The organism is Mesorhizobium sp. M1406 (assembly GCF_040317555.1).
Taxonomy (GTDB): Bacteria; Pseudomonadota; Alphaproteobacteria; order Rhizobiales; family Rhizobiaceae; genus Mesorhizobium.
The window spans coordinates 80,143-104,650 of record NZ_JAMYKW010000004.1 but is presented as its reverse complement, the minus strand read 5'-3'; the positions used below and the strand labels follow the sequence as shown (position 1 = coordinate 104,650).

22 protein-coding genes and 1 tRNA gene are annotated in these 24,508 nt (G+C 62.9%); 15 read left to right on the top strand and 8 right to left on the bottom strand.

Annotated elements, in window-relative coordinates; translation table 11 throughout:
• The first annotated feature begins 7 nt into the window (after window positions 1–7).
• Together nudC and NKH03_RS05740 are read left to right on the top strand one after the other, a co-directional pair.
• On the top strand, window positions 8–952 hold the full coding sequence (gene nudC / locus NKH03_RS05745; RefSeq protein WP_352967567.1) for an NAD(+) diphosphatase: 945 nt from the start codon (window positions 8–10) through the stop codon (window positions 950–952).
• A 36-nt stretch (window positions 953–988) separates the two neighbouring features.
• Complete coding sequence (locus NKH03_RS05740) at window positions 989–1,294, top strand: Dabb family protein (protein ID WP_352604110.1); 306 nt, start codon at window positions 989–991, stop codon at window positions 1,292–1,294.
• On the opposite strand, the gene NKH03_RS05735 is transcribed toward NKH03_RS05740, so the two are convergent.
• The gene (locus NKH03_RS05735; protein ID WP_352967565.1) at window positions 1,291–2,154 is read right to left on the bottom strand and encodes a prephenate dehydratase; all 864 of its coding nucleotides are present in this window, start codon (window positions 2,152–2,154) and stop codon (window positions 1,291–1,293) included. The two genes, NKH03_RS05740 and NKH03_RS05735, sit on opposite strands and share 4 nt — an antisense overlap.
• A gap of 19 nt (window positions 2,155–2,173) precedes the next feature.
• Window positions 2,174–2,902, bottom strand: coding sequence for a 3-deoxy-manno-octulosonate cytidylyltransferase (locus NKH03_RS05730; RefSeq protein WP_352967564.1), 729 nt, complete (start codon window positions 2,900–2,902; stop codon window positions 2,174–2,176).
• A gap of 193 nt (window positions 2,903–3,095) precedes the next feature.
• Between NKH03_RS05730 and NKH03_RS05725 the strand changes: the two genes are divergently transcribed.
• The 9 genes from NKH03_RS05725 (at window position 3,096) to NKH03_RS05685 (ending at window position 13,787) form a co-directional block, all read left to right on the top strand.
• Window positions 3,096–3,773 carry a c-type cytochrome gene (locus tag NKH03_RS05725; RefSeq protein ID WP_352872093.1) on the top strand — a complete coding sequence of 226 codons (678 nt, stop codon included), beginning with the start codon at window positions 3,096–3,098 and terminating at the stop codon, window positions 3,771–3,773.
• A gap of 156 nt (window positions 3,774–3,929) precedes the next feature.
• Complete coding sequence (locus NKH03_RS05720; protein WP_352967562.1) at window positions 3,930–5,807, top strand: extracellular solute-binding protein; 1,878 nt, start codon at window positions 3,930–3,932, stop codon at window positions 5,805–5,807.
• On the top strand, window positions 5,804–7,675 hold the full coding sequence (locus NKH03_RS05715; protein WP_352967561.1) for an extracellular solute-binding protein: 1,872 nt from the start codon (window positions 5,804–5,806) through the stop codon (window positions 7,673–7,675). The genes NKH03_RS05720 and NKH03_RS05715 overlap by 4 nt, the downstream gene beginning before the upstream one ends.
• 279 nt (window positions 7,676–7,954) lie before the next feature.
• Window positions 7,955–9,055 carry a microcin C ABC transporter permease YejB gene (locus NKH03_RS05710; RefSeq protein ID WP_352967559.1) on the top strand — a complete coding sequence of 367 codons (1,101 nt, stop codon included), beginning with the start codon at window positions 7,955–7,957 and terminating at the stop codon, window positions 9,053–9,055.
• Window positions 9,055–10,200 carry an ABC transporter permease gene (locus NKH03_RS05705; protein WP_352967558.1) on the top strand — a complete coding sequence of 382 codons (1,146 nt, stop codon included), beginning with the start codon at window positions 9,055–9,057 and terminating at the stop codon, window positions 10,198–10,200. Before NKH03_RS05710 ends, NKH03_RS05705 begins: the two co-directional genes overlap by 1 nt.
• Window positions 10,201–10,303: 103 nt before the next feature.
• Window positions 10,304–10,591, top strand: a complete 288-nt coding sequence (locus NKH03_RS05700; RefSeq protein WP_352875955.1) for a hypothetical protein — start codon at window positions 10,304–10,306, stop codon at window positions 10,589–10,591.
• Window positions 10,591–11,091, top strand: coding sequence for a type II toxin-antitoxin system VapC family toxin (locus NKH03_RS05695; RefSeq protein WP_352875958.1), 501 nt, complete (start codon window positions 10,591–10,593; stop codon window positions 11,089–11,091). Before NKH03_RS05700 ends, NKH03_RS05695 begins: the two co-directional genes overlap by 1 nt.
• Window positions 11,088–12,716: an ABC transporter ATP-binding protein gene (locus NKH03_RS05690; protein WP_352967556.1), complete on the top strand. Its 1,629-nt coding sequence runs from the start codon at window positions 11,088–11,090 to the stop codon at window positions 12,714–12,716. The genes NKH03_RS05695 and NKH03_RS05690 overlap by 4 nt, the downstream gene beginning before the upstream one ends.
• A gap of 129 nt (window positions 12,717–12,845) precedes the next feature.
• On the top strand, window positions 12,846–13,787 hold the full coding sequence (locus NKH03_RS05685) for a 2-hydroxyacid dehydrogenase (RefSeq protein ID WP_352967554.1): 942 nt from the start codon (window positions 12,846–12,848) through the stop codon (window positions 13,785–13,787).
• Between the two features lie 13 nt (window positions 13,788–13,800).
• On the opposite strand, the gene NKH03_RS05680 is transcribed toward NKH03_RS05685, so the two are convergent.
• The 3 genes from NKH03_RS05680 to NKH03_RS05670 all read right to left on the bottom strand — a co-directional run bounded on the left by NKH03_RS05680 (window position 13,801) and on the right by NKH03_RS05670 (window position 15,789).
• A complete protein-coding gene (locus tag NKH03_RS05680; protein ID WP_352967681.1) occupies window positions 13,801–14,328 on the bottom strand; it encodes a P-loop NTPase family protein in 528 nt (175 codons plus the stop codon).
• A gap of 63 nt (window positions 14,329–14,391) precedes the next feature.
• Window positions 14,392–14,754 carry a hypothetical protein gene (locus NKH03_RS05675; protein ID WP_352967553.1) on the bottom strand — a complete coding sequence of 121 codons (363 nt, stop codon included), beginning with the start codon at window positions 14,752–14,754 and terminating at the stop codon, window positions 14,392–14,394.
• A 117-nt stretch (window positions 14,755–14,871) separates the two neighbouring features.
• Window positions 14,872–15,789 carry a class I SAM-dependent DNA methyltransferase gene (locus NKH03_RS05670; RefSeq protein WP_352967552.1) on the bottom strand — a complete coding sequence of 306 codons (918 nt, stop codon included), beginning with the start codon at window positions 15,787–15,789 and terminating at the stop codon, window positions 14,872–14,874.
• Window positions 15,790–15,894: 105 nt separating this feature from the next.
• Here NKH03_RS05670 and NKH03_RS05665 point away from each other — a divergent pair, with 105 nt between their 5' ends.
• Both NKH03_RS05665 and NKH03_RS05660 read left to right on the top strand, forming a co-directional pair.
• Window positions 15,895–16,905: a ligase-associated DNA damage response exonuclease gene (locus NKH03_RS05665; RefSeq protein ID WP_352967551.1), complete on the top strand. Its 1,011-nt coding sequence runs from the start codon at window positions 15,895–15,897 to the stop codon at window positions 16,903–16,905.
• A 4-nt stretch (window positions 16,906–16,909) separates the two neighbouring features.
• On the top strand, window positions 16,910–18,511 hold the full coding sequence (locus NKH03_RS05660) for a cisplatin damage response ATP-dependent DNA ligase (protein WP_352967549.1): 1,602 nt from the start codon (window positions 16,910–16,912) through the stop codon (window positions 18,509–18,511).
• Window positions 18,512–18,535: 24 nt separating this feature from the next.
• Here NKH03_RS05660 and NKH03_RS05655 read toward each other — a convergent pair whose 3' ends face one another.
• Entirely contained in the window at window positions 18,536–19,693 is a 1,158-nt protein-coding gene (locus NKH03_RS05655; protein WP_352967547.1) for a hypothetical protein, read from the bottom strand.
• 322 nt (window positions 19,694–20,015) lie between these two features.
• Between NKH03_RS05655 and NKH03_RS05650 the strand changes: the two genes are divergently transcribed.
• Window positions 20,016–20,091, top strand: a tRNA-Thr gene (locus NKH03_RS05650).
• A 393-nt stretch (window positions 20,092–20,484) separates the two neighbouring features.
• On the top strand, window positions 20,485–20,673 hold the full coding sequence (locus tag NKH03_RS05645) for a YodC family protein (protein ID WP_352872076.1): 189 nt from the start codon (window positions 20,485–20,487) through the stop codon (window positions 20,671–20,673).
• Window positions 20,674–20,722: 49 nt separating this feature from the next.
• On the opposite strand, the gene NKH03_RS05640 is transcribed toward NKH03_RS05645, so the two are convergent.
• On the bottom strand, window positions 20,723–22,312 hold the full coding sequence (locus tag NKH03_RS05640) for an indolepyruvate oxidoreductase subunit beta family protein (protein ID WP_352967546.1): 1,590 nt from the start codon (window positions 22,310–22,312) through the stop codon (window positions 20,723–20,725).
• Window positions 22,305–24,458: a thiamine pyrophosphate-dependent enzyme gene (locus NKH03_RS05635; protein WP_352967543.1), complete on the bottom strand. Its 2,154-nt coding sequence runs from the start codon at window positions 24,456–24,458 to the stop codon at window positions 22,305–22,307. The genes NKH03_RS05640 and NKH03_RS05635 overlap by 8 nt, the downstream gene beginning before the upstream one ends.
• Between the last annotated feature and the right edge of the window lie 50 nt (window positions 24,459–24,508).

Here is a 24,508-nt window from a genome sequence, read left to right as displayed (position 1 = left end):
AGTCTCCATGAGCTTCCGCCTGTTTGACGCGCCCTTGCGCGAGCCGAGCCAGTTCGTCGGCTTTGCCGGCAACACCATCGACCGGCAGTCTGAAAACCGCGCCGACGATTCGGTCAACAAGGCGCTCGCCGACCCGGCGACGCGACTACTGTTGATGAATGGGGGGCGGCTCTATCTGAAGCTCGGGGATGGCAGCGGTCTCAACCCCTGGTTCGGCGCCGCCGAGAGCGAGCCCTTCAAGGTTTCCCTGGCGCAGGGCATCCTGCTCGGCCTTTCCGAACTTGGACCGGTGCTGGCGGTGCCGGCCGGCATCGACGCCGAGCAATTGCCGGAAACCATCAAGGCCATCGACTATCGCTCGGTCTATATGCAAGGGCTGATCGACGAGGCGGCTGCCGGCGCGATGGCGCAAGGGGCGGCCCTGCTCGCCTGGCATGCCAGCCATCGTTTCTGCAGCAAATGCGGCACGCAATCGCAGATGCGGGCCGGCGGCTACAAGCGGCATTGCCCGAATTGCGGCACCGAGCATTTTCCCCGCACCGATCCGGTGGCGATCATGCTGACGGCGACGCGGGAGAAGTGCCTGCTCGGGCGCGGCCGGCATTTCGCGCCGGGCATGTACTCGGCCCTTGCCGGCTTCATCGAGCCGGGCGAGACGATCGAGGCGGCGGTGCGCCGCGAGACGCTGGAGGAGGCCGGCATCAGGCTTGGCCGTGTCGTCTACCACGCCAGCCAGCCCTGGCCGTTTCCCTATTCGCTGATGATCGGCTGCTTCGGCGAGCCGCTCAACGACGATATCCAGGCCGATTTGAACGAGTTGGAGGACTGCCGCTGGTTTGCCCGCGACGAGGTGCGTTCGATGCTGACCAGGGAGCATCCCGGCAATTTGGTCACGCCACCGAAAGGCGCCATTGCGCATCACCTCATCCGCGCCTGGGTCGATTCGGAATGATGGCAGCGAGTATCGAAGACATTTCAGGAGCAGCAAATGATCCGTCACACCGTCGTCTTCACGCTGAAGCATCCGCCACATTCGCTGGAGGAAAGGAGGTTCCTGGTCGACGCCAAGAAAATCCTCACCGCGATCAGGGGCGTCACGCATTTCGAGCAATTGCGGCAGATCAGCCCCAAGAACGATTATCATTTCGGCTTCTCGATGGAGTTCGCCGACCAGGCTGCCTACACCAGGTACAACGATCATCCCGACCATGTCGCCTTCGTGCGCGACCGCTGGGTGCCGGAGGTCGAGACATTCATGGAAATTGACTACGTGCCGCTGGGCGCGGTGATTTAGTCAGCGACCTTCCACTGCTCACGCGACGCGCTGGCCGGGTAGACGCCGAGAATTCGCACTTCGCGTGAGAAGAAGCGAAGCTCGTCCAGCGCCAGCTTGACCAGCGGATCTTCCGGATGACCCTCTATGTCGGCATAAAACAGCGTCGCGGTGAAAGCCCCCAGTTGGTAGCTCTCCAGCTTGGTCATGTTGATGCCGTTGGTGGCGAAACCGCCCATCGCCTTGTAGAGCGCGGCCGGCACGTTGCGGACGCGGAAGATGAAGGTGGTCATCATCTTGACGTCCGGTGACGGGCGCTCGGCCCATTGGTTGTTCTTGGTGAGGACGACAAAGCGGGTGACGTTGCTGTCGGTGTCCTCGACATTTTGCTCGATGATGTCGAGCCCATAGAGCGTCGCGGCCAGCGCCGGCGACAGGGCCGCCATGGTGCGGTCCTTGACCTCGGAGACCATCTTGGCGGCACCGGCCGTGTCACCGGCGACGATCGCCTTCCAGCCGTTCTTGCGGATGTATTTGCGGCACTGGCCAAGCGCGTGAATGTGGCTGTGCACGGTCTTGATCTCATCGCGTTTGACCCCGGGCAGCGCCATCAGCTGGAAATGGATGGGCAGGAAATATTCGCCGACAATGTGCAGCTTTGATTCCGGCAACAGATGGTGGATATCGGCGACCCGCCCGGCAATGGTGTTCTCGATCGGGATCATGGCGAGGTCGGCCTTCCCCGTCTCGACCGCGTTGAACGCGTCCTCGAAGGTCGGGCACGGCAACGGCTCCATAGATGGATAGACGTTGCGGGAAGCGGTGTCGGAATTGGCACCCGGCTCGCCCTGGAAGGATATTCTGTTGGTCTTTTCAGGCATGGGCCAATTCTCGGGTTTCTCAGTTTGAAAGGATCGTTCTGGCGCGTTCAAGATCTTCCGGCGTATCGACGCCCAACGGCAGCGATTGGACGATCTCGGCGTCGATGCGCATGCCGGCTTCCAGCGCCCGCAGCTGCTCCAGCCGTTCGCGGCGTTCCAGGGGCGACGGCTTCAGCGCGACGAAACGCTCGAGCGCGACACGGCGATAGGCATAGAGGCCGACATGGTGATAGAGCGGCCCGTCGCCCCAAGGCGCCATGGCGCGGGTGAAATAGAGCGCCCTCAGCCTGGTGCCCGAGAGCGGCGACCCGACGATCTTGACGACGTTGGGATTGGTCTTTTCCTCGTCACGGACGATCTCGACACCGAGGGTGGCGATGTCGACCGCGCTATCCTCGAACGGCCTGAGCGATGCGGCGATGATGCCGGGATCGATGGTCGGCAGGTCGCCCTGCACATTGACGATGGTTTCGACCTTGCGCTCGGGATCAAGCGCGACCAGTGCCTCGTGAATGCGGTCGGAGCCGGATTCGTGGTCCATGCGCGTCATCACGGCTTCGAAACCATGCGCACGCACCGCATCGGCCACGCTTTGCGTGTCGGTCACCACCACGACCCGGCCGAGGCCGGACTCGGTGGCGCGGCGGGCGACATGGACGATCATCGGCGCGCCAGCGATGTCGGCCAGCGGCTTGCCCGGCAGGCGTGTCGAGGCCATGCGGGCCGGGATCAAGATCAGCGTGGACATGCGCGGTGCAAGGCGTCTCAAAGAGGGCAGGGAAAGTGGCAAAAGGTCTCACTGGAAGCGCCCTTATAGGTGTTGCAACGCCGCAGCAAAAGACCTAGTTTCCGCCCGATTTGACCGCCCTGGCAGGGTGGGGTCACGATACCGACGGACGGAGTGGACGGTTCGGTCCGCCGGAAAAGGGAGCAAGGGGCGTATGGATTCCACCGAAGTCAACAAACTGCTCGCCGGATTGCTCGGAACCGTTTTCGTCGTCTTCTCGGTCGGCATTGTGTCCGACGCGCTGTTTGCCTCGCCGGCGCCGGAAAAGCCCGGTTTCGCCATCGAGGCCGCCGAGCCCGCCGAAGGCGGCCCGGCAGCGCCTGCCGCCGAAGCCAAGCCGATCGCCGACCTGCTGGCGACCGCCAATGTCGAGCAAGGTGCTGCCGTCTTCAAGAAATGCCAGGCCTGCCATTCCGGCGAAAAGGGCGGCCCCAACAAGGTCGGCCCCGATCTGTGGGATATCGTCGACCGCCCGGTGGCCGAGCATGAAGGGTTCGCCTATTCGGCCGGCATGAAGGAATTTTCCAAGGGCGGCGCCGAAAAGTGGACCTACGACAACATCAACCACTTCATCACCTCGCCGAAGAAATTCGTGAAGGGCACCGCCATGGGTTTCGCCGGCCTGCCCAAGGACGAGGACCGCGCCAACGTCATCGCCTATCTACGCACGCTGTCCGACAATCCGAAGCCGCTGCCGGCGCCAGGCGCTGCCGCCGACGCAACCGCGCCCGCCAAGCCGGCCGATGGTGCCGCCCCGGCGAAGCCGGCTGAAGGTGCCGCGCCAGCCAAGCCGGCAGCTCCGGCCGCACCCGCACCGGCGCCCGCTCAATAACCGGATATCATCTCGACGACCTTGAAAAAGCCGGGTTCAGCCCGGCTTTTTCGTTAGGAAAACCGCATAGGCGGCGACAAAGCCGCGCATGGCGGTTTTCACGAGCGCCAAATCGTCTAGATTGTCCATGAACGGGCATTGCGAAGAGGATAGTGCATGACGGTTGGCCGGACGCTTCTCAAGTCGATGCTGGCGGCAGCTCTTTTGGCGGCGGGATTGCAGACGAGCCATGCCGACGAATGGCGCACCACCTCATCGCTGATCGGCGAGTCCAAATACGGCGACCATTTCCAGCACTACGACTACGTCAATCCGGACGCGCCCAAGGGCGGCACGTTGAATTCGGTGGTGCTCGGCACCTTCGACAGTTTCAATCCCTACATCGTACAGGGATCGCCGGCCGCCGGCCTGGTCGGGTTCGGCGGCGGCCTGCTCTACGACACGCTGATGGAGCAGGCGACCGACGAAGGCAGCACCAGCCATCCGCTGATCGCGGATGCCTACAAATATCCCTCCGACTATTCCTCGGCGACCTATCGGCTCGACCCGCGCGCCAAATGGCATGACGGCCAGCCGATCACCGTCGACGACGTGATCTGGTCGTTCCAGGTGCTCAAGGCCAACAGTCCGCAATACAGCCGCTATTTCGACAATGTCACCGATGCAGTGGCGATTTCGGACCGCGAGGTCGAATTCCATTTCAACCAGAAGGGCAACCGCGAACTGCCCAAGATCATCGGCGACCTCGCCGTGCTGCCGAAGCATTGGTGGGAAGGCACCGATGCCAACGGCAAGAAGCGTGACGTCACCAAGCCGACGCTGGAAATTCCGCTCGGGTCGGCGGCCTACAAGATCGCCAGCTTCAAGCCGGGCTCGGAAATCATCTGGCAGCGCGTGCCGGACTACTGGGCGGCCAAGCTGCCGGTGAAGATCGGCCGCGAGAATTTCGACACGCGACGCTACACCTATATCCTCGACGACAACGCTGCCTGGCTCGCCTTCACCAAGGGCGGGCTGGAGGATATCAACCGCGAATTCAGCTCGCGCAAATGGGCAACGGCCTACAACTTCCCGGCATTCAAGGCCGGCGACGTCATCAAGAAGGACTTCCAGACCAAGGCGCCGCAACCGATGCAGGGCTTTGCCCTCAATCAGCGGCGGCCGCTGTTCCAGGACCGGCTGGTGCGTGAGGCGCTGACCATCCCGTTCGATTTCGAGAGCATGAACCGCACCCTGTTCTTCGGCTTCAACACCCGCACATCAAGCTATTTCCAGGGCACCGAACTGGCGTCGAGCGGGTTGCCGCAAGGCAAGGAGCTGGAGATCCTGGAAAAATACCGCGACAAGCTGCCACCCGAACTCTTCACCCAGGAATTCAAGCTGCCGGTCTACGATTCGCCGCAAGCGGAACGGAAGTACCTGAAACAGGCGGTCGATCTCTTCGCCAAGGCGGGCTGGGTGATCAAGGGCGGCAAGATGGTCAATGCCAAGACCGGCGCGCCGTTCAAATTCGAAATCCTCGGCTGGAACGACACCGATCAGGTGATCGCCAGTCCCTACATCGCCAATCTGCGCAAGATCGGCGTCGACGCCACTTTGCGCATCATCGACCAGACGCAGTACATCAACCGGGTCAACAATTTCGATTTCGATGTCGTCACCGGGATTCTGCAGCAGTCGGAATCGCCGGGCAACGAGCAACGCGACTTCTGGAGCTCGAAAGCCGCCGACTCGCCCGGTTCGCGCAATCTGATGGGCATCAAGGATCCTATCGTCGACGCGCTGGTCGACCGCATCATCTTCGCCACCGACCGCGACGACCTCGTCGCCGCCACGCACGCGCTCGACCGCATCCTGCTGTGGAACTTCTATGTCGTGCCGCAATATCACCGCTCCGCGGTCTGGCTGGCCTACTGGAACAAGTTCGGCTTCCCGGACAGGCAGCCCGCCTATATCGGTGCCGACATCGATTCCTGGTGGATAGTTCCCGACAAGGAAAAGGCGCTGGCTGCCAAATACAGGGGCAGCAATTGACGGCGGTGCTGCCCCGCCGTGATTTCCTGGCACTGGGCGGCGCGGCCGCGGCCGCGGCCCTGCTGCCCGGGAAGGCTTTTGCCGAAATTGCGACCGGCACCAAGCTGCATGGCCTGTCAGCCTTCGGCGATCTCAAATATAAGCCGGATTTCACGCATTTCGACTATGTCAATGTCGATGCGCCGAAGGGCGGCACCTTCAACTTCTCGCCGCCGAACTGGGGCTACAACCAGAACACCCTGACCTTCAACACGCTGAACTCCTTCACCCAAAAGGGCGATGCGCCGCCGCGCATGGAGATGTGCTTCGACGGGCTGATGGTGCGGGCGCTCGACGAGCCCGATGCCGTCTACGGCCAACTCGCCGACGGCGTGATGCTGTCGGACGACCGCAACAGCTTCACCTTCTCGCTTCGCCCCGAAGCGCGTTTCCACGACGGCTCGCCGCTGACGGCGCAGGACGCGGCCTTTACCCTCAAGCTCTACAAGGACAAGGGCCATCCCGATCTGTCGCTGTCACTGACACATATGGTCGACGCCGTCGCGCTGGATGATCGCACGCTGCGGCTTACTTTTTCCGGCAAGCAATCGGCCCGGACCGTGCTCAACATCGTCGAGTTCCCGATCCTGTCGACGGCCTTTTACACGGCCAATCCATTCGACAGTTCGCAACTGAACCCGCCGCTCGGTTCCGGCGCCTACAAAGTCAGGCAATTCTCGGCCGGGGCATGGATCGAGTATGACCGGGTTGCCGACTATTGGGGCCGCGATCTGCCGGTCAATCGCGGCCAGAACAATTTCGACCGCATTCGCATCGAGTTCTATCAGAACCGGGCGGCTGGCTTCGAAGCTTTCAAGAAGGGCGAAATCACCTACCGCGAGGAGTTCACCTCACGCGTCTGGGCCACCGCTTATGATTTCCCCGCATTTTCCGCCGGTAAGGTGATCAAACACGAATTCCCAGCGGAAAAGCGGCCGACAATGCAGGGAACCGCAGTCAATCAACGGCGCGAACAGTTTCGCGACGCGCGCGTGCGCCAGGCGATCGCTCTCTGCTTCGATTTTGAATGGACCCGGCGCAACTTCTTCTACGGTTCCTACGAGCGCTCGCAATCCTGCTTCGAGAAATCGGACTTCCGCGCCGAGGGACCGCCTTCGCCGCAAGAACTGGCCTTGCTGGAGCCGCTGCGCAGGCAGATTCCGGCAGAAGCGTTCGGCGCGGCCGTGGCTCTGCCCGCATCCGACGGCTCCGGCCGCGACCGCAAATTGCTTGGCAAGGCGGCGAAGCTTCTCAACGCAGCGGGCTGGAAACGGTCCGGCGACTTCGTCGTCAACGACAAAAGCAACAAGCTTTCGGCCGAATTCATGGTCGACGACGACACATTCGTGCAGGTCTATTCGCCTTGGGTCGCCAACATGAAGGCGATCGGCATCGACGCCACGATCCGTCTGGTCGACTCGGCGCAGTACCAGTCCAGACAGGCAACGTTCGATTTCGACCTGCTGTCGGCCGCTTTCTCGTTCAGTGCGACACCGACGCGCGACGATGTCGAGGTCTTCTTCCATTCCAGCACCGCCAACCTCTCGGGGTCACGCAACCTGCCCGGCGTCTCGAGCCCCGCGATCGACACGCTGATCGACGCCGTCGGCGCGGCAAAGGACCGTGAAACACTGACCGTGGCGATGCGGGCGCTCGACCGGGTCTTGCGCGCGCGGTGCGATTGGATTCCAAGTTGGTTTCTGGCGAATCACCGAAGCGCCTATTGGGACATGTTCGGCTTTCCCGAACAAAAGCCCGATTTCGGCTTTCCGGTCGAGGCGCTGTGGTGGTTCGATAAGGGCAAGGCTGCGAAAATTGGCAAAGGCTGAATTTCTTGCGGGCGTTGGCGCCGCCCCTCACCTGCCTGCCGGCATCCTCTCCCCGTGTAGTGACTGGGAGAGGGGCGCGTTCATCGATGCTTTCGCCAATCACAACCGTCGCGATAAAAGCGCCGAGATCGCGGCCAGCCCCTTTCTCCCCGCCTCTATACGGAGAGAAATGTCCGGCAGGACAATGAGGGGCGGCGCAGGCGCCGACAATTTGCCTGCAGCGATTGCCTTGGAGGTACTTCCAGGCTCCGTGGCCCGCCTCGAGGAGGACAACATCTGATGGGCGCCTATATCCTGCGCCGCATCCTTTTGATGATCCCGACGCTGTTCGGCATCATGGCGATATCCTTCGCCGTGATCCAGTTTGCCCCCGGCGGGCCGGTCGAGCAGGTCATAGCCAGGCTGACCAACCAGGGCGGCAGCGACCGCCTCGGCGGTGGTGGTGGTGGCGACGCAGGCGGCAGCGCCAATTTCGATGCCGCCAGCGATGTCAGTTCGAAATATCGCGGCGCGCAGGGCCTCGATCCCGAATTCATCAAGAAGCTGGAAAAGCAGTTCGGCTTCGACAAGCCGCCGCTCGAGCGCTTCGGCATGATGCTGTGGAACTATATCAGGTTCGATTTCGGCGACAGCTATTTCCGCGACATTTCGGTCCTCGACCTGATCCTCGAAAAAATGCCGGTGTCGATCTCGATCGGCCTGTGGATCACGCTCCTATCCTACCTGATCTCGATCCCGCTCGGCATCCGCAAGGCGGTCAAGGACGGCAGTGCGTTCGACGTCTGGACCAGCGGCGTCGTCATCGTCGGCTATGCCATCCCGGGCTTCCTGTTCGGCATCATGCTGATGGTGCTGTTTGCCGGCGGATCGTTCTGGGACTGGTTTCCGCTGCGCGGCCTCACCTCGGACAATTGGGATCAGCTGTCCTGGTGGGGCAAAATCGTCGATTATTTCTGGCACATGACCTTGCCGCTGACGGCGCTGGTGCTGTCGGCCTTCGCCACCACGACGCTTTTGACCAAGAACTCGTTCCTCGAAGAGATCCGCAAGCAGTATGTGGTGACGGCGCGCGCCAAGGGCCTGTCGGAACGGCAGGTGCTCTACGGCCACGTCTTCCGCAACGCCATGCTGATCGTCATCGCCGGCTTTCCCGGCGCCTTCATCTCGGCCTTCTTCACCGGCTCGCTGCTGATCGAGAACATCTTTTCGCTCGACGGTCTCGGCCTGCTCGGCTTCAGGTCGGTGGTCGAGCGCGACTATCCCGTGGTGTTCGCCAACCTCTACATCTTCTCGCTGCTCGGACTGCTCGTCGGGCTGCTGTCCGACCTGCTCTACACCTGGGTCGATCCGAGGATCGATTTCGAGCGGAGAGACGTCTGATGTCGGAGGCCACTGTCACCGCGGAAGCGGCACCCGCGCGGATCAAGCGGCCGTTTCTGTCGCCGCTCAACAAGCGCCGCCTGCAGAATTTCAAAGCCAACCGGCGCGGCTACTGGTCGCTGTGGATCTTCCTCGTCCTGTTCGTGCTGTCGCTGTTTTCCGAATTCATCGCCAACGACAAGCCGATCATCGCTTCCTACAAGGGCGAGATCCTGTTTCCCGTGCTGGTTGCCTATCCCGAGGAAAAATTCGGCGGCTTCTACGCCGTCACCGATTATCGCGACCCGGTCATCCAGGACGAGATCAGCGCCAATGGCTGGATGATCTGGCCGCCGGTGCGCTACTCCTATCAGACCGTCAACAACGCCATTCCGGAGGCGGCCCCGGCCAAGCCGTCCTGGGAGTATGACGCCAAGACGCGATGCAACCAGTATCCGCAAGGTGCTGACGACCCGGCCTGCGTCGTCGGCAACTGGAACTGGCTCGGCACCGACGACCAGGCGCGCGACGTGCTGGCGCGCGTCATCTACGGCTTTCGCATTTCGGTGCTGTTCGGCCTGATCCTGACCGCCGGATCGGCCCTGATCGGCGTCGCGGCCGGCGCCGTGCAAGGCTATTTCGGCGGCTGGACGGATCTGCTGTTCCAGCGTTTCATCGAAATCTGGTCGGCGATCCCGGTGCTCTACCTCCTGCTCATCGTCGCCGCTATCCTGCCGCCGGGGTTCTTCATCCTGCTCGGCCTGATGCTCCTGTTCTCCTGGGTGGCGCTGGTCGGTGTGGTGCGGGCCGAGTTCCTGCGCGCCCGCAACTTCGAATATGTCAACGCGGCGCGCGCGCTCGGCGTGCCCAACCGCACCATCATGTTCCGGCACCTGTTGCCCAACGCCATGGTGGCGACATTGACCTTCATGCCCTTTCTGCTCTCGGGCTCGATCTCGACGCTGACTTCGCTCGATTATCTCGGCTTCGGCCTGCCGCCCGGCTCCGCTTCGCTCGGCGAACTGCTCAAGCAGGCGCAGCGCAACCTCAACGCGCCGTGGCTCGGCATTTCCGGCTTCATCGTCATCTCGCTGATGCTGTCGCTGCTGGTCTTTGTCGGCGAGGCGACGCGCGATGCCTTCGATCCGCGCAAGACGTTCAGATGACAACGATGCGGATCGGCATTCAGCATGATATATTCTCGGTGAGGCAGTTCGAACGAAAATGAGCATATGCATTAATTGTCGAGATGACTGATGGCGATGGTCAATGACGGATCAGAAGCGGCAGATCCTCATATCGAACCAACGGAAGGACAGAGGTGTGAATAAGGTCATCCTTGAGCATTACCCTGCATCCAAACTCCCGGATGAACTGCGGGAGGGTATAGCTTTGAGCGCCTCGGTTAAGGTGACGGTAGAAGAGGAAGCCAAACAGCCCCTCGGCCACAAACAATTGCTTGAACTTATGCGGAATGCGCAGGCCAACGCGGCGGGAACAAGTCTCGACGAGGCTGTTGCGCGTGTTCGTGCCCTCCGCGATGAGTGGGAGGATTGATGGCCGCCTTCCGGCTTTACGTCGATACGAACATTTTCATCTACGCTTTCGAAAATAACGATGCTCTGGCAAAAAAGCTGCTTCAGCTCATTTCAATGAACGAGGGCAGAAAGCAGCCTTTCCTCGCGACAAGCGAACTCGTGCTGGCAGAGTTGATGGTTGACCCTCTGAAAAAGAGCAATGAGCCGCTTGTCGAGCTCTATGACAATGTTTCGATTGGCAACGCTTTTGTCTCGATTGGGACGGTAACTCGCGAGGTTCTCTGGCACGCAGCACAGCTTCGCTCGCAATTCATTTCTCTCAGGCTGCCGGATGCTATTCACCTTTCGACGGCGATGCATTTCGGATGCACGCAATTTCTGACTGCCGATACCAGTTTGAAGGAAGCCTATTCTATCGCACCAAATCGGCTTGTCCCTCCCCAATTGACAGCGCAAATTTCGATCATACGACCGGAGATTTCTGCCCTTGATAAAGTTATAGCGGAAATTGATACATGACTGCTTCCTTGCTCTCCGTTCGCGACCTCAGCGTCACCTTTGCGCAAGGCGGACAGCAGTCGATGGCGGTCGACCATATCTCGTTCGACATCGCCAAGGGCGAGACGGTGGCGCTGGTCGGCGAATCCGGCTCCGGCAAATCGGTGTCGGCGCTTTCGGTGCTGAAGCTGTTGCCCTACCCCAGCGCCAGCCACCCGTCGGGAAAGATCCTGTTCCAGGGCGCCGACCTGCTTGCGATGAGCGAGAAGCAGTTGCGGCAGGTGCGCGGCAACAAGATCACCATGATCTTCCAGGAGCCGATGACCTCGCTCAATCCGCTGCACACGATCGAGCAGCAGATCGTCGAGATCCTGAAGCTGCACCAGGGCATGGCCGACCGCCCGGCCAAGGAGCGCACGCTGGCCTTGCTCAACGAGGTCGGCATCCGCGATCCGCAAAAACGGCTCGATGCCTATCCGCACCAGTTGTCCGGCGGCCAGCGTCAGCGCGTGATGATCGCAATGGCGCTGGCCAACGAGCCGGAACTATTGATCGCCGACGAGCCGACGACGGCGCTCGACGTCACCGTGCAGGCGCAGATCCTCGAGCTGCTGGCCGGCTTGAAGAGCCGCAAGGGCATGTCGATGCTGTTCATCACCCACGACCTCGGCATCGTGCGCAAGATTGCCGACCGGGTCTGCGTGATGACCAAGGGCAAGATCGTCGAGACCGGGCCGACCAAGGAGATTTTCGCTAATCCCCAACATGCCTATACAAGGCATCTGCTGGCGGCCGAGCCGAAGGGCAAGCCGCCGGCCGCCAATGCCGCGGCCAAACCTGTCATGACCGGCAAGGACATAAAGGTCTGGTTCCCGATCAAGCAGGGCTTCTTCCGCCGCACCGTCGACAATGTGAAGGCGGTCGACGGCATCGATGTCACCGTGCGGGCCGGCCAGACGCTCGGCGTGGTCGGCGAATCCGGGTCCGGCAAGACGACGCTCGGCCTTGCGCTGGCACGCATGATCTCGTCCACCGGGACCATCCAGTTCAACGGCCGCGACATCAACCAGCTGACCTTCAACGCCATGCGGCCGCTCAGGCGCGAATTGCAGATCGTCTTCCAGGATCCGTTCGGCTCGCTCAGCCCGCGCATGTCGATCGCCGAGATCATCGAGGAAGGCCTGAAGATCCACGAGCCGAAACTGTCGCCAGACCAGCGCGACGACAAGGTGGCCGCCGTGCTGAAGGAGGTCGGCCTCGATCCGGCGACGCGCAACCGCTACCCGCACGAGTTTTCCGGCGGCCAGCGCCAGCGCGTCGCCATCGCGCGCGCCATGGTGCTCAACCCGCGCTTCGTCATGCTGGACGAACCGACATCGGCACTCGACATGAGCGTGCAGGCGCAGGTCGTCGACCTGTTGCGCGGCCTGCAGGCCAAGCACGACCTGGCCTATCTCTTCATCAGCCACGACCTCAAGGTCATCCGCGCGCTCGCCAACGACGTCATCGTCATGCGCAATGGCAGGATCGTCGAAGCCGGTCCTTCCCAGCAGATTTTTGAAAATCCGCAAACCGACTATACTCGGGCGCTGATCTCGGCCGCCTTCAAGATCGAGACGGCACCGATCGGCATCGTCAGCGAGTGACTAGAGCAATTCCGGGAAAAGTATGAAACGGTTTTCCGTCCGGAATTGCGCCAAACAAATAGAGAGAGCGGCTCAGCGTTTCCATGAAACTATGAACCGGTGGCGTAAAGAGGGACTAGAAGTACAGCTATGGAAAAAGGCCGCATCCTGCTTGCCGTCACCGGCTTTCACCCGCAGCGCTGGCGCGACCTTTTGTCGGCCGAACGCGAGGTGGTGCTGGAGCCGGACGGCGCCAGCGACCCGTCGATCACCTATGCCGTGGTGTGGAAGCAGAAGCCGAACATCCTGGCGTCGCTGCCCAATCTGCGCGCCATCTTCTCGATCGGCGCCGGCGTCGACCATATCTTCGCCGACCCCGGCCTGCCCGACGTGCCGATCGTCAAGGTCGTCGCCGACAACCTCACCCAGTACATGACCGAATATGTCGTCTGGCGGGTGCTCGACCATCATCGCCAAGGTCTGCTTTACCGCTCGCAGCAGTCGAAGAAGGTCTGGCACGAGCCGCAGCAAAGGCCGGCCAGCGACATTTCCGTCGGCATCATGGGCCTCGGCAGCCTCGGCCGCGCGGCGGCCTCGGTGCTGCTATCGCTCGGCTTTGCCGTCAATGGCTGGTCGCGCAGCGACAAGGCCATGGAAGGCGTGGCGACCTATTCCGGCGAGGCCGGACTTATCCCTTTCCTCAAGGCGACCGACATCCTGGTGGTGCTTTTGCCGCTGACGCCGGACACCAAGGGCATCATCAACTATGGCGTGCTGAAGGAATTGCGGAAGCGCAACGGCCTCGGCGGCTCGGTGCTGATCAATGCCGGACGCGGCCGCCTGCAGAAGGACGCCGACATTTTGCGGGCGCTGGATGACGGCACGCTGAAGGAGGCGAGCCTCGACGTGTTCGAGGTCGAGCCGCTGCCGAAGACCAGTCCGCTGTGGCGGCATCCAAAAGTGTTCGTCACGCCGCACGCGGCGGCGACCTCCGACCCCGTCCATCTGGCGCCGATCATGCTGCGCCAGATGGATGCCTTCGAGCGCGGCGAAAAGCTCGACAATCTGGTGGACCGTAAGGCGGGGTACTAGCCAGGATAAGGCCTCATCGGGCGAGGTCCCACTCCCGGAAGCATTTCTTGATTGCCCGCAGTGACGATAATTGCACCTTTGGCAGATCGAGCTGCTCGAACATTGCCAGGTACCGGTGGCGATTTTTCGGTGTGGCCACGGTGATATGGTGGATCATATCCCATTTGATGCTGTCGTGCCCGCCCGCCAAGGCACCGCGCCTCTCCCGCTCCAGCAACGTCCGGCGAAAATAGCGCAACAGACTTGTAGGCGTGGAAATGTCCAACAGGATCAATCCCGTCGCCCGCCGAAAACGTTGGGGCATGCAAACCGAATAACTTCCATCCATCACCCAACGCTCGCCGGCGACAGCGGCGTCATGCAAGGCAATGAATTCGTCCCTTGGGCGCGCTTCCCAATCCGTGTTCGGGAGATGGAAGAGCTGATCGAGGTGAACAGTCGCCAGATCACGCTTGCGGGCAATCGCGTCGGCGAGGGTCGACTTGCCACTGTTGGACGGCCCCAAGATACATATGCGGTCCCCGAGCTCCGAGAGATGCATCCGATCGTGCCCTACAAGGTGGTTCGTTGCCTGCGATTTTCGACCCATGGCGGTCTCGGATCCTTAACCAGGCAGGGCGAGCTTCTTCTGCTTGTCCGGCTGGCCGCATTCGCGGCGATCGATCGACCGGTTCATGGCATCGATTTCGCCACTCGCCTGGTCGGTGTCGCGCTTGGCCTTGGAGCGCATGTCCGGCGTGAACGGGCCGAAGCCCATCGCCGGATTGGAGAATGTCGGCTTGGCCGTCGTCGGAAGTCTGTATTGCTGCGCCAGCCCGTTGCGCTGCGCCAGCAGCTGGTCGCACGGAACGCTGTCATACCGCAGGGAGGACTGGATGTTGGCGTCCTGCCGTTCCGACATCGAATTGCCGCCAACGCAGCCGGCGGTCAGCACGCAAGATGCCAAGACAATCATGTTCCAGCGCATCGACTATGCTCCTCCTGATATACCGCCCTGATCCGACCAGATCGCAAATATCAGTCGCTCATGCAAATCGGACTTTTTCGCAGCACGGATATTTGTGAGGACGGCGAGACAGCAGGGTCAAGCCGCCGGCAGCTTGCCCGCCACGACGACCAGCCCGTTGACGGGTTCCCGCCGGTCTTGCCTGATCACGGTCGTTTCCAGGGACAGGACCGAAAATCCGTTGGCAGCCAGGACGTCACGCACATAGTGTTCCGCATGCGCGTAGCGGCGCGATGGCTGCAAGACAAAATCGCCATCGCCGGCCAATCTCTCGACGGAAAACGCGAACAGGCCACCGCTGGCCAGCAAGCCGGCAATCGTCTTCACAACGCCGTCGAGCGCACCGACATAGATGAAGACATCGGCCACCGCCACCAGCTCGGCTTTCGGGCCGGCATGGACAAAATCCCGCAGATCGGCCTTGGCAAGGAAATCGTAGACGCCCTTCGCACGGGCCTTTCCCAGCATCCTGGCCGAAATGTCATAGCCCTCCAGCCGATCGACGATCGGCCGCAGCCTCTGCCCCATCAGGCCGGTGCCGCAGCCGAGATCGAGCGCCAGCGGGAAGCGGCCTGGCCTTGCCGTTCGAATGGCCTGATCGAGCAACTCAGGCAGCCGGTAGCCCAGTCTGTCGACCAGTGATTCATCGAAGCTCTCGGCATAGTGGTCGAACAAGGTCTCGACGAAGGCGCTGGGGAGCGCGTCGACCGCCGGCGCCTTGCCGATCAGTTGCAGGTTCAGCGCGGCGCCTTGACGGTCCGATGGATCGAGTTGCAGCGACATCGTCCAGGCCCGTGCCGCCAGATCCGGCGCGCCCGCCGCCTGCTGGATCTCGCCGAGGCGAAACCAGCCCATCGCCCATTGCGGTGTCATTTCCAGCGCACCGAGCAGCAATTCCGCCGCTGCCGCGTGATCGCCATCCGCATGGAGCATCTCGGCATAGTCGGCACGGCGATCGGCGTTCAAGTCGCCGGACGAGGCCTGGAGCGGTTTCATGGCGATGGGTCCTGCCGGCGGATCGAGCCGGCGGTGCTGTATGTGGGAGTCAGCAGTCACTTACAACAGGCTTTCCGCAGCGGAATTATATCCTATCTTGCGACCATGCGCGCCAGCGACCTGCTTCATCCCCGGCCCGAGGGCCTTTATTGCCCGCCAGGCGATTTCTTCATCGACCCGGTGCGGCCGGTCAACCGGGCGTTGATCACGCATGGCCATTCCGACCATGCGCGTTCCGGCCACCGCTCGGTGCTGGCGACGCGGCAGACACTCGACATAATGGGCCTGCGCTACGGCGACGATTTCGCGGGAACGACGCAAGCAGCCCGGCTCGGCGAGACGATCGACCTCAACGGCGTCAGCGTCAGCTTCCACCCAGCCGGCCATGTGCTGGGCTCGGCACAGATATCGGTCGAGCATCAGGGCATGCGCATCGTCGCCTCCGGTGACTACAAGCGGCAGAGGGACGCCACTTGCGCGCCATTCGAGCCTATCCAGTGCGATGTGTTCATCACCGAAGCGACCTTCGGCCTGCCGGTGTTCCGTCATCCACCCGACACCGAGGAGATCGCTCGCCTGCTGAAATCGGCGGCACAGTTCCCAGAACGCTCGCATCTGGTCGGCGCCTATGCGCTTGGCAAGGCGCAGCGGGTGATGCGGCTGTTGCGTGACGCCGGCTACGACAAGCCGCTCTACATCCATGGCGCACTGGCCAAACTCAGCGAATACTACCAGAGCCAGGGCATCGACCTCGGGCACCTGGAGCCGGCAACCGTCGAAAGTGGCGGCAGGGATGATTTCGCCGGTGCCATCGTCGTCGGCCCGCCATCGGCCTTCGCCGACCGTTGGGCACGGCGCTTTCCCGATCCGATCTCGTGCTTCGCTTCGGGCTGGATGCGCATCCGCCAGCGCGCCAAGCAGGGCGGTGTCGAACTGCCGCTGATCATCTCCGACCATGCCGACTGGGATGAACTGACCACCACCATCAAGCAGACCGGAGCCGAGGAAATCTGGGTGACGCATGGCCGCGAGGAAGCGCTGGTGCGCTGGTGCGAACTCGAAGGCATCGCCGCCCGGCCACTGCACCTGGTGGGGTACGAGGACGAGGGCGATTGATGGCATGAACCGCTTCGCCGAACTTCTTGATCGCCTGGTGCTGACGCCGTCGCGCAACGGCAAGCTGACATTGCTGACCGACTATTTCCGCACCGTGGAGGATCCCGATCGCGGGCTGGCGCTGGCCGCCATCACCGGCGATCTCAACATCGCCGCGGTCAAGCCGGCGATGCTGCGCACGCTGGTCACCGAGCGCATGGATCCGGTGCTGTTCGGCTATTCCTACGACTATGTCGGCGATTTGGCCGAGACAGTCTCGCTGGTCTGGCCGCAAACGCCCGGAAACATCGCGAATCGCGAGCCGACGCTGGGCGAGGTCGTCGCGAAGCTACAGGCGGCAAGCCGTTCCGACGGGCCGAAGGTGCTGGCAGGGCTGCTCGACAGCGCCGGCATCTCGGCCCGCTTTGCCATCATCAAGCTGGTCACCGGCGGCCTGCGCATCGGTGTGTCGGCGCGGCTGGCCAAACAGGCGCTGGCGGATTTCGGCAAGGTCGATGTCACCGAGATCGAAGAGCTTTGGCACGGGCTGTCGCCGCCCTACGCGGCGCTGTTCGCGTGGCTGGAGGGCAAGGCCGACAAGCCGCGGAATACGGCGATGGCATCGTTTCGCCCGGTAATGCTGTCGAACCCGGTCGGTGACGGCGATCTCGAAAAGCTCGATCCGGTGAATTATGCGGCCGAGTGGAAATGGGATGGCATCCGTGTCCAGGCGGTGGCCGAAGGCGGCATCCGCCGGCTCTATTCGCGCACCGGCGACGATGTTTCGGGCGCCTTTCCCGATCTCGCCGAAGCCATGCATTTTTCGGCAACGCTGGATGGCGAGCTACTGGTCGGCGATCCCCGAGAGGCGACGGGAACCTTCTCGGATCTGCAGCAGCGGCTGAACCGCAAGACGGTGACGCCGAAGATGCAGCAGCAGTATCCGGCCTTCATGCGTTGCTACGATGTGCTGCAGATCGGCGACGAGGATTTGCGCGCGCTGCCGTTTCGCGAGCGCCGCGGCCGCCTCGAAACCTTCGTGAGGACGCTCGACCCAAGCCGGTTCGATCTGTCGCCGTTCGTCGAATTCTCAGACTGGCATGCGCTGGAAGAACTGCGGCGGGTACCGCTGCATCCAATCATCGAAGGTGTCATGCTGAAGCGCTGGGACTCACCCTATGTCGCTGGCCGGCCGAAAGGTCCGTGGTTCAAGTGGAAGCGCGATCCGCACACGGTGGACGCGGTGCTGATGTATGCCCAACGCGGCCATGGCAAGCGCTCCAGCTTTTATTCAGACTATACGTTCGGCGTCTGGTCGGGTCCCGAAGGCGAAGAAGAGCTGGTGCCGGTCGGCAAGGCCTATTTCGGCTTCACCGACGAGGAACTGAGGCAGATCGATAAATATGTCCGCGACAACACGGTCGAGCGTTTCGGCCCGGTGCGCTCGGTGCGGGCCGACCGCGACAACGGCCTGGTGCTGGAAGTCGCCTTCGAGGGGCTCAACCGCTCGACCCGGCACAAATCCGGCGTCGCCATGCGCTTTCCCCGTATTTCACGGCTGCGCTGGGACAAGCCGGCCAACGAGGCCGATCGCATCGAGACGCTGCAGGCGCTGCTCGATCGTTAGCTCGCTCTTTCAGCGCCTGATGCTTTACGGCTCGACCGAAACCCGGATCTCGTAGATGTCGGCGGCCTTGCCCTGCTTGTCGAAGTCGGAATTGACGGCGATCGTGCCCGCAGAGCCGGGACGCTTGTCGGGAAACTTCACGTCGAACAGATATTCGTTCTGCTGCTGGCCGACCGCGTAGCGTTTGCGGCCGCAATCGCCGAGTTCGCCGAAATTGCAATCGACGGAGATCTGCGTCTCCTTGCCCTCCTCGGAGCGGGCGATGATGTCGAACACGGCATGTTTGCCGGCTAGCTTCTCCAGCACGCCTTGCCCGACGTCGAAGCTGATCGCCGAGCCGGACGCGCCGGAGCGGATGCGCAGGAACGATCCGGTATCGTCCTTCATCACCTCGGCCTTGGCGTCCGACGGGGCGCTGACATGCGACGCGTCGGTCGGCGAAAACACGTTGATCCAGTCGTGCGCCTGGTCCGCGGCACCGGGCTTTGCCGGGCCGCCTTCGGCCGGTGTGAAATCGTCGTCGTCGACGGTCGGCGGCGCTTGCGGCGGGGCGGTGTCGAGTTGCGCCTGTGTCTTGAAGACGCCGGTCTGTACGGCGAAGAACAGGCCGATGCCAACCGCGGCAAGCAGCGTCACGGTCAGGAAGATGGCGGTCAGCGGCAGGCGACGCCCCCTTATGCGCCGTTCATCGCGATCGGGCGCCACTTCCGCCGCGGCACCGGCCGGGGCCGGAGCCGACATGTCGATGGATGGGGCGTCGGGAAGGGCAGCGTCCGGCATGATGTCGGGAACGACGGGCAGCACGCGCGAGCGCGGCGCATCCGAGGCAGAGCGCGGCGTGTCGGCAGCGGATTGCACTGGCTCATTGACGGCAGCGGGTGACGGTGCCTGCTGGCCGGTCTCGACCGCAGGCGCCGAGTCCGCACCAAGCTCGATCGCCGGTGCATCGCCCCGCGGGCCGACATCCGGCACCGCCGGCAGGAACTCGGATTCGATTTCAGTGATTTTCGCCTGGATCGCCTTGCGGCGCTTGATGGCGAGTTCCACGGTCACGTCCGGATTGGCCTTCAGCGCGCGGTCGAGCGCGGAAAAAGCCGCGCGATAGACCCTTTCGCGGAATGCGCGGTCCTCGGCGTTGCCTTTCTCCAAGGCGTTCCGGATCGCTTTTTCGATCGCGTCCAAGCGGGTCCCTCTGTCCGTTCGCCAACCTTGCCGTGATCGTTAGCCGCAGGCGGCCAATCAATCAACGGGCGAGCGGCGCATTCTGCCTTGGAGAGGTGTGCAAAGTCCATTGCGGCACTGTTCCGGCAACGAAATCAGCATGTTTCATCGATTTCACGCGCCGGAGGCGTGCGCAACGCGATCTCGCGACCGATTTGCGAACGACGCGGCGGCCGGCTTTCGACGGCGGCACGAGACGCTCGCATGAATCGCCAAGTCACATCTTGAATTCACGGCCGGTTGCGTCTATCACCCCCGCATCTTGGAGGCCCTGGCCTCCCGGGCCGCTTTAGCTCAGTTGGTAGAGCACATCATTCGTAATGATGGGGTCAGGTGTTCGAGTCACCTAAGCGGCACCACTTCTCCCAAACGAACGGTCAATGGCGCGCTCACTGGGCGAAGCCTCTTGCGGCCGGCCTCTCGCTTCTTTGTCTCGGCTGAATGCTTTTGCCGGGCAGGATCGGTGTCCCTGTTGGTCCGACAGCATCTTGGTGTGGGGTGGAGGCCTCCGCCTCGGGATCGAACCGAGGCTTCAGAGATTTGCCGTCTCCGGCGTAGCCGCTCCGCCACGACCCTGTCGACCTCACCGAAACCTACCCACGATGCATCGCCTTCGCACCCGATCGTGCTCCCGACGTCCTGGCCGTCGTCGCGCTGCTGGTGCAAAGGATTGCGACGCCAGCGAAGCACATCTGCCATTGTCGAGACCCTGGTTTGGTGTGAAACTCGCGGGCTCAGCATGGGAGGTCAAAATGCCCAATACTTTCAAGACCGGAGACGTCGTCAGGCTGAAATCCGGGGGCCCCAGGATGACGGTGAGCGATGGCGCTGCCTCGGGCATGTATATGTGCCACTGGTTCAATCGCGAGGGCGAAGTATGGACCCCGCAACATGCCGGGTTCAAGCCTGAACAACTGGTTGCGGCCGAACAGTCGGACTAGCGGCGCCGCTGCATGGGCTCGCGCCCTCGCTGCAATCAGCGGACGCCCGCTAGATATTTCGGCTGATTGGATCCGGCCCCAGCGTCGCCACCGTCTTCAGCGCGCCGTCGAGCATGTCGCCCTTCTCGTCCTTCAGCGCCATTTCGCGCAGGCGGCGGATCCAGTCGGCGGCATCCGCGCGTCCCTTGACCAGATCGAGCGCCGACAGCACGCGGTCGAATTTCGACTGGGCGCGGACATGGGTATCGCTGTAGCCCTTGATCAGCCGGCGGCAATTGAGGATCTCGACGGCCAGCGCGTAATCCCGGGGCACATGGTCGAGAGCCAGCGCGTACCAGCGATCGAGATGGGCAATCTCGACCTTGTGGCGCAGCAGGCTGCGGCGCCAGCGGCGCAGGCCGCCGATGAACCAGAGTGCCGCAAAGCCGGCAAAACTGTCGGTGCGGATGCGGCGGCCATGATTGATGCGGCGGTCGAGAAAAGCGGCGAGCTTCGGCCGGCTTTCGATGTAGCTACCCAGACCCGCCGGCAGCGTGCCGCAGAACTCCTCGATGCGTGGATGGAAATATTCGGTTACCTGCAGGATCGAGCCGTCCTTGACGCCGACCTCGCGGCGCACGCGCCTGTCGCGCGTCGAGCGTGTCTTCAGATCGGCGACTCGGATCATGTCGTCATAGCATAGCGCGTTGGCCAGATGCTTTGCCGCGGCGATGGACAAGCCATATCCGCGATCCGGCCCATCCAGCGCGACCGCCTTGTCCAGCCGGTCAAGATACTCACGCCCGTAGGCAATGTCCTGATAGTCGACGACCTTTCGCAAGCCCCGGAGCGCCATGTCGCGAACCGCCACTGGCAACAGATCGATGCGGGCGGCCAAGGCCTGCCAGCCTTGCAGCAGGTTTTGCGGCCCAGTCACCTGTCCTGTACCCAGCGCGGATTCGACGATCACTGGCTCTGCCTGCTTAGGCGCTGGTGCCGCCGTGCCACGCGCGCGATCAAACGCGGCACCGAAGGCGGCGAGGCTGGCCTTGACGCCGCGGCCGCCGGCACCGATCGCCTGTTCGTAGCTCTCGCGAGAGAATGGCAGCGCGTCGGACCCCGCTAGCGCGCCAAGCAGGCTGGCCGAGATCATCGAGCCATTGTCGGCAGCGATCTTTTCCATGTCGAAAGCGATGAAGCGCTTCGATGCGGCTTCCGCCGTCGCATGCACCTTGGAAGACGAGGCGCGGCCGTCGCCCGGCTCGATCTTTTCCGACACGGCGGCGATGCGGTGCGACGAGGCGATCAGCGTGGTACGCTCGGGCGTGACGAAGCCGCGGATGATGGCGCGGCCGGCTTCCATCAATTCCGCCGCGATCAGGATGTCGACGTCGCCTTGCGAGGGCGACAGCGCGAAGACCGGCAGCCGGCCGGTGTCGCGAGCCATCTCGACATAGTAGATCGTGGCGCCGGTGCGCTGGGCGACGCCGGCGACCGAAGTCGATTGCGCAACGTAGCCGTTGCGCTCCGCGACATCGGTGATCCAGTCGGCCAGCACGCCGCCGCCCTGGCCGCCGACCGCCAGCACGGCAAGCTTGATGACGCGCTCGCCGTCCTGGGCGCCGGGCCGGGCGCGAAATGGCGGGACGGCGTCAAGCATCGGCGAAGGTCAGGCGCCGGCTTTCGCGGCGGCGCTGCAACAGTCTGATGGTGGCGCGGCGCACTGCTTCGAGGGCGCGGTCCCAGCGGCTCGGATTGTGCACGACGTCGGCGCGATAGAAGGACGGGCACAGCACCGCCGCATCGGCGACCTCGCCGCAATTGCCGCAGCCGACGCAGCTCTGGTCGATATGCGCCACCGGATCGTCGCGCAGCGGATCGTCGAGCGACTTGACCGACAGCGACGGACAACCCGACAGCCGCATGCAGGCATGATCGCCGGTGCAGATGTCCTCATCGACGCCGAACTTCGGCTTGACGATGCGCTCGCCGCCCTTGATTGCCTTGTCGACCAGCGGCTTTTCGCGGCGCTGCCGGTTGAGCATGCACTCGGACGAGGCGACGATCACCTTCGGCCCCTTCTCCTCCGTCGTCAGCGCCTCACGCAGCGTTTCCTGCATCTTGGTCACGTCATAGGTGCGGTCGACATGGCGCAGCCATTTGACGCCCATGCCCTTCACCGCCTCGGTGATCGGATGCTTCGTCGACTTGGTCTTGTTGCCGGCACGGGATGAGAGGATGTCCTGGCCGCCGGTGGCGGCCGAATAGAAATTGTCGACGATGACGATGACACCGTCATTCTTGTTGAACACCGCATTGCCGATCGAGGAGGTCAGGCCGTTGTGCCAGAAGCCGCCATCGCCGACGAAGGAAATCGAACGGCGCTTGGCGTCGGGCGAATTGAACGCCGAGGCGGAAGCTGGCCCCAGTCCGTAGCCCATGGTGGTGGCGCCGAGCTCGAAAGGCGGCATGATCGAGAACAGATGGCAGCCGATGTCGGAGGCGATGTGGTGCTTGCCGAGCTCCTGCTCGACCAGTTTTGTCGCGGCAAAGATCGGCCGCTCCGGGCAGCCGATGCAGAAACCGGGCGGTCGTCCTGGAACGACATTGATCAGGTCAGCTGTATCGACACCGTCGCCGACCTTGTTGGGGGCGCGCACTTCGCCCGGCAAAAGATGCGGCGCCTCGGCGCGCAGGAAGGCGCCGATGCCGTCGAGCATGACCTGGCCGGTGTATTCTCCGGCCATCGGCAGATGCTCCTTGCCGACCAGCCTGGTGCCGCGCCCGGCCTTGTGCAGCATCGAAGCGAAGGCCTGTTCGATGTAATTGGGCTGGCCTTCCTCGACGACCAGCACCGACTGCTTGCCCTCGCAGAACGACAGGAACTCGGCATCGATCAGCGGATAGACGGCGTTGAGCACGTAAAGCGGCACGTCGGTGTCGCCATAAGTGTCGGCAAGGCCGAGCCGCTGCAGCGCGCGGATGACCGAATTGTACATGCCGCCCTGCATGACGATGCCGACCGAGCCGTGATCGGACCCGAAGAACTCGTTGATCCTGTTCTTGGCGATGAAATCGACCGCCGCCGGCCAGCGCTTCTGCACCTTTTCCTTCTCATGCAGGAAGGAAGCGGGTGGCAGCACGATGCGGCCGGTGTCGCGGCGTGGGGCGTCGAGTGCATCGGCGACTGTCATCGGCGGGCGCTTGTTGTCCTTGGCGATGAAATGACCATGGACATGGCAGCAGCGGATTCGGACCTGCAGCATGACCGGTGTGTTGGAAATCTCGGACAGCTCGAAGCCGTCCTCTACCGCTTTGACGATCGACGGCAGGTTCGGGCGCGGGTCGAGCAGCCAGAACTGGCTCTTCATGGCGAAGGCATGGCTGCGCTCCTGCATGATCGAGGAGCCCTCGCCATAATCCTCGCCGACGATGATCAGCGCGCCGCCGGTGACGCCGCCGGAGGCGAGATTGGCGAGTGCATCGGAGGCGACATTGGTGCCGACGGTCGACTTGAACGTCGCGGCACCACGGATCGGGTAATGCACCGAGGCGGCCAGCATGGCGGTGGCGGTGGCTTCCGAGGCGCTGGCCTCGAAATGCACGCCGAGCTCGCCCAGAATGTCCTGTGCGTCGGCCAGCACGTCCATCAGGTGGCTGATCGGCGCGCCCTGGTAGCCGCCGACATAGCCGACGCCGCATTGCAGCAGCGCCTTGGTGATGGCGAGGATGCCTTCGCCGGCAAATTCCTCACCGGCACCGAGCCTGAGTTTTTCGACTTCCTTGGCAAAAGACCGTTCGGCCATTCTTTTCAATCCTTCCGTTACCGCCCAGGGGCTGGCGGCGCGTAGGTCTA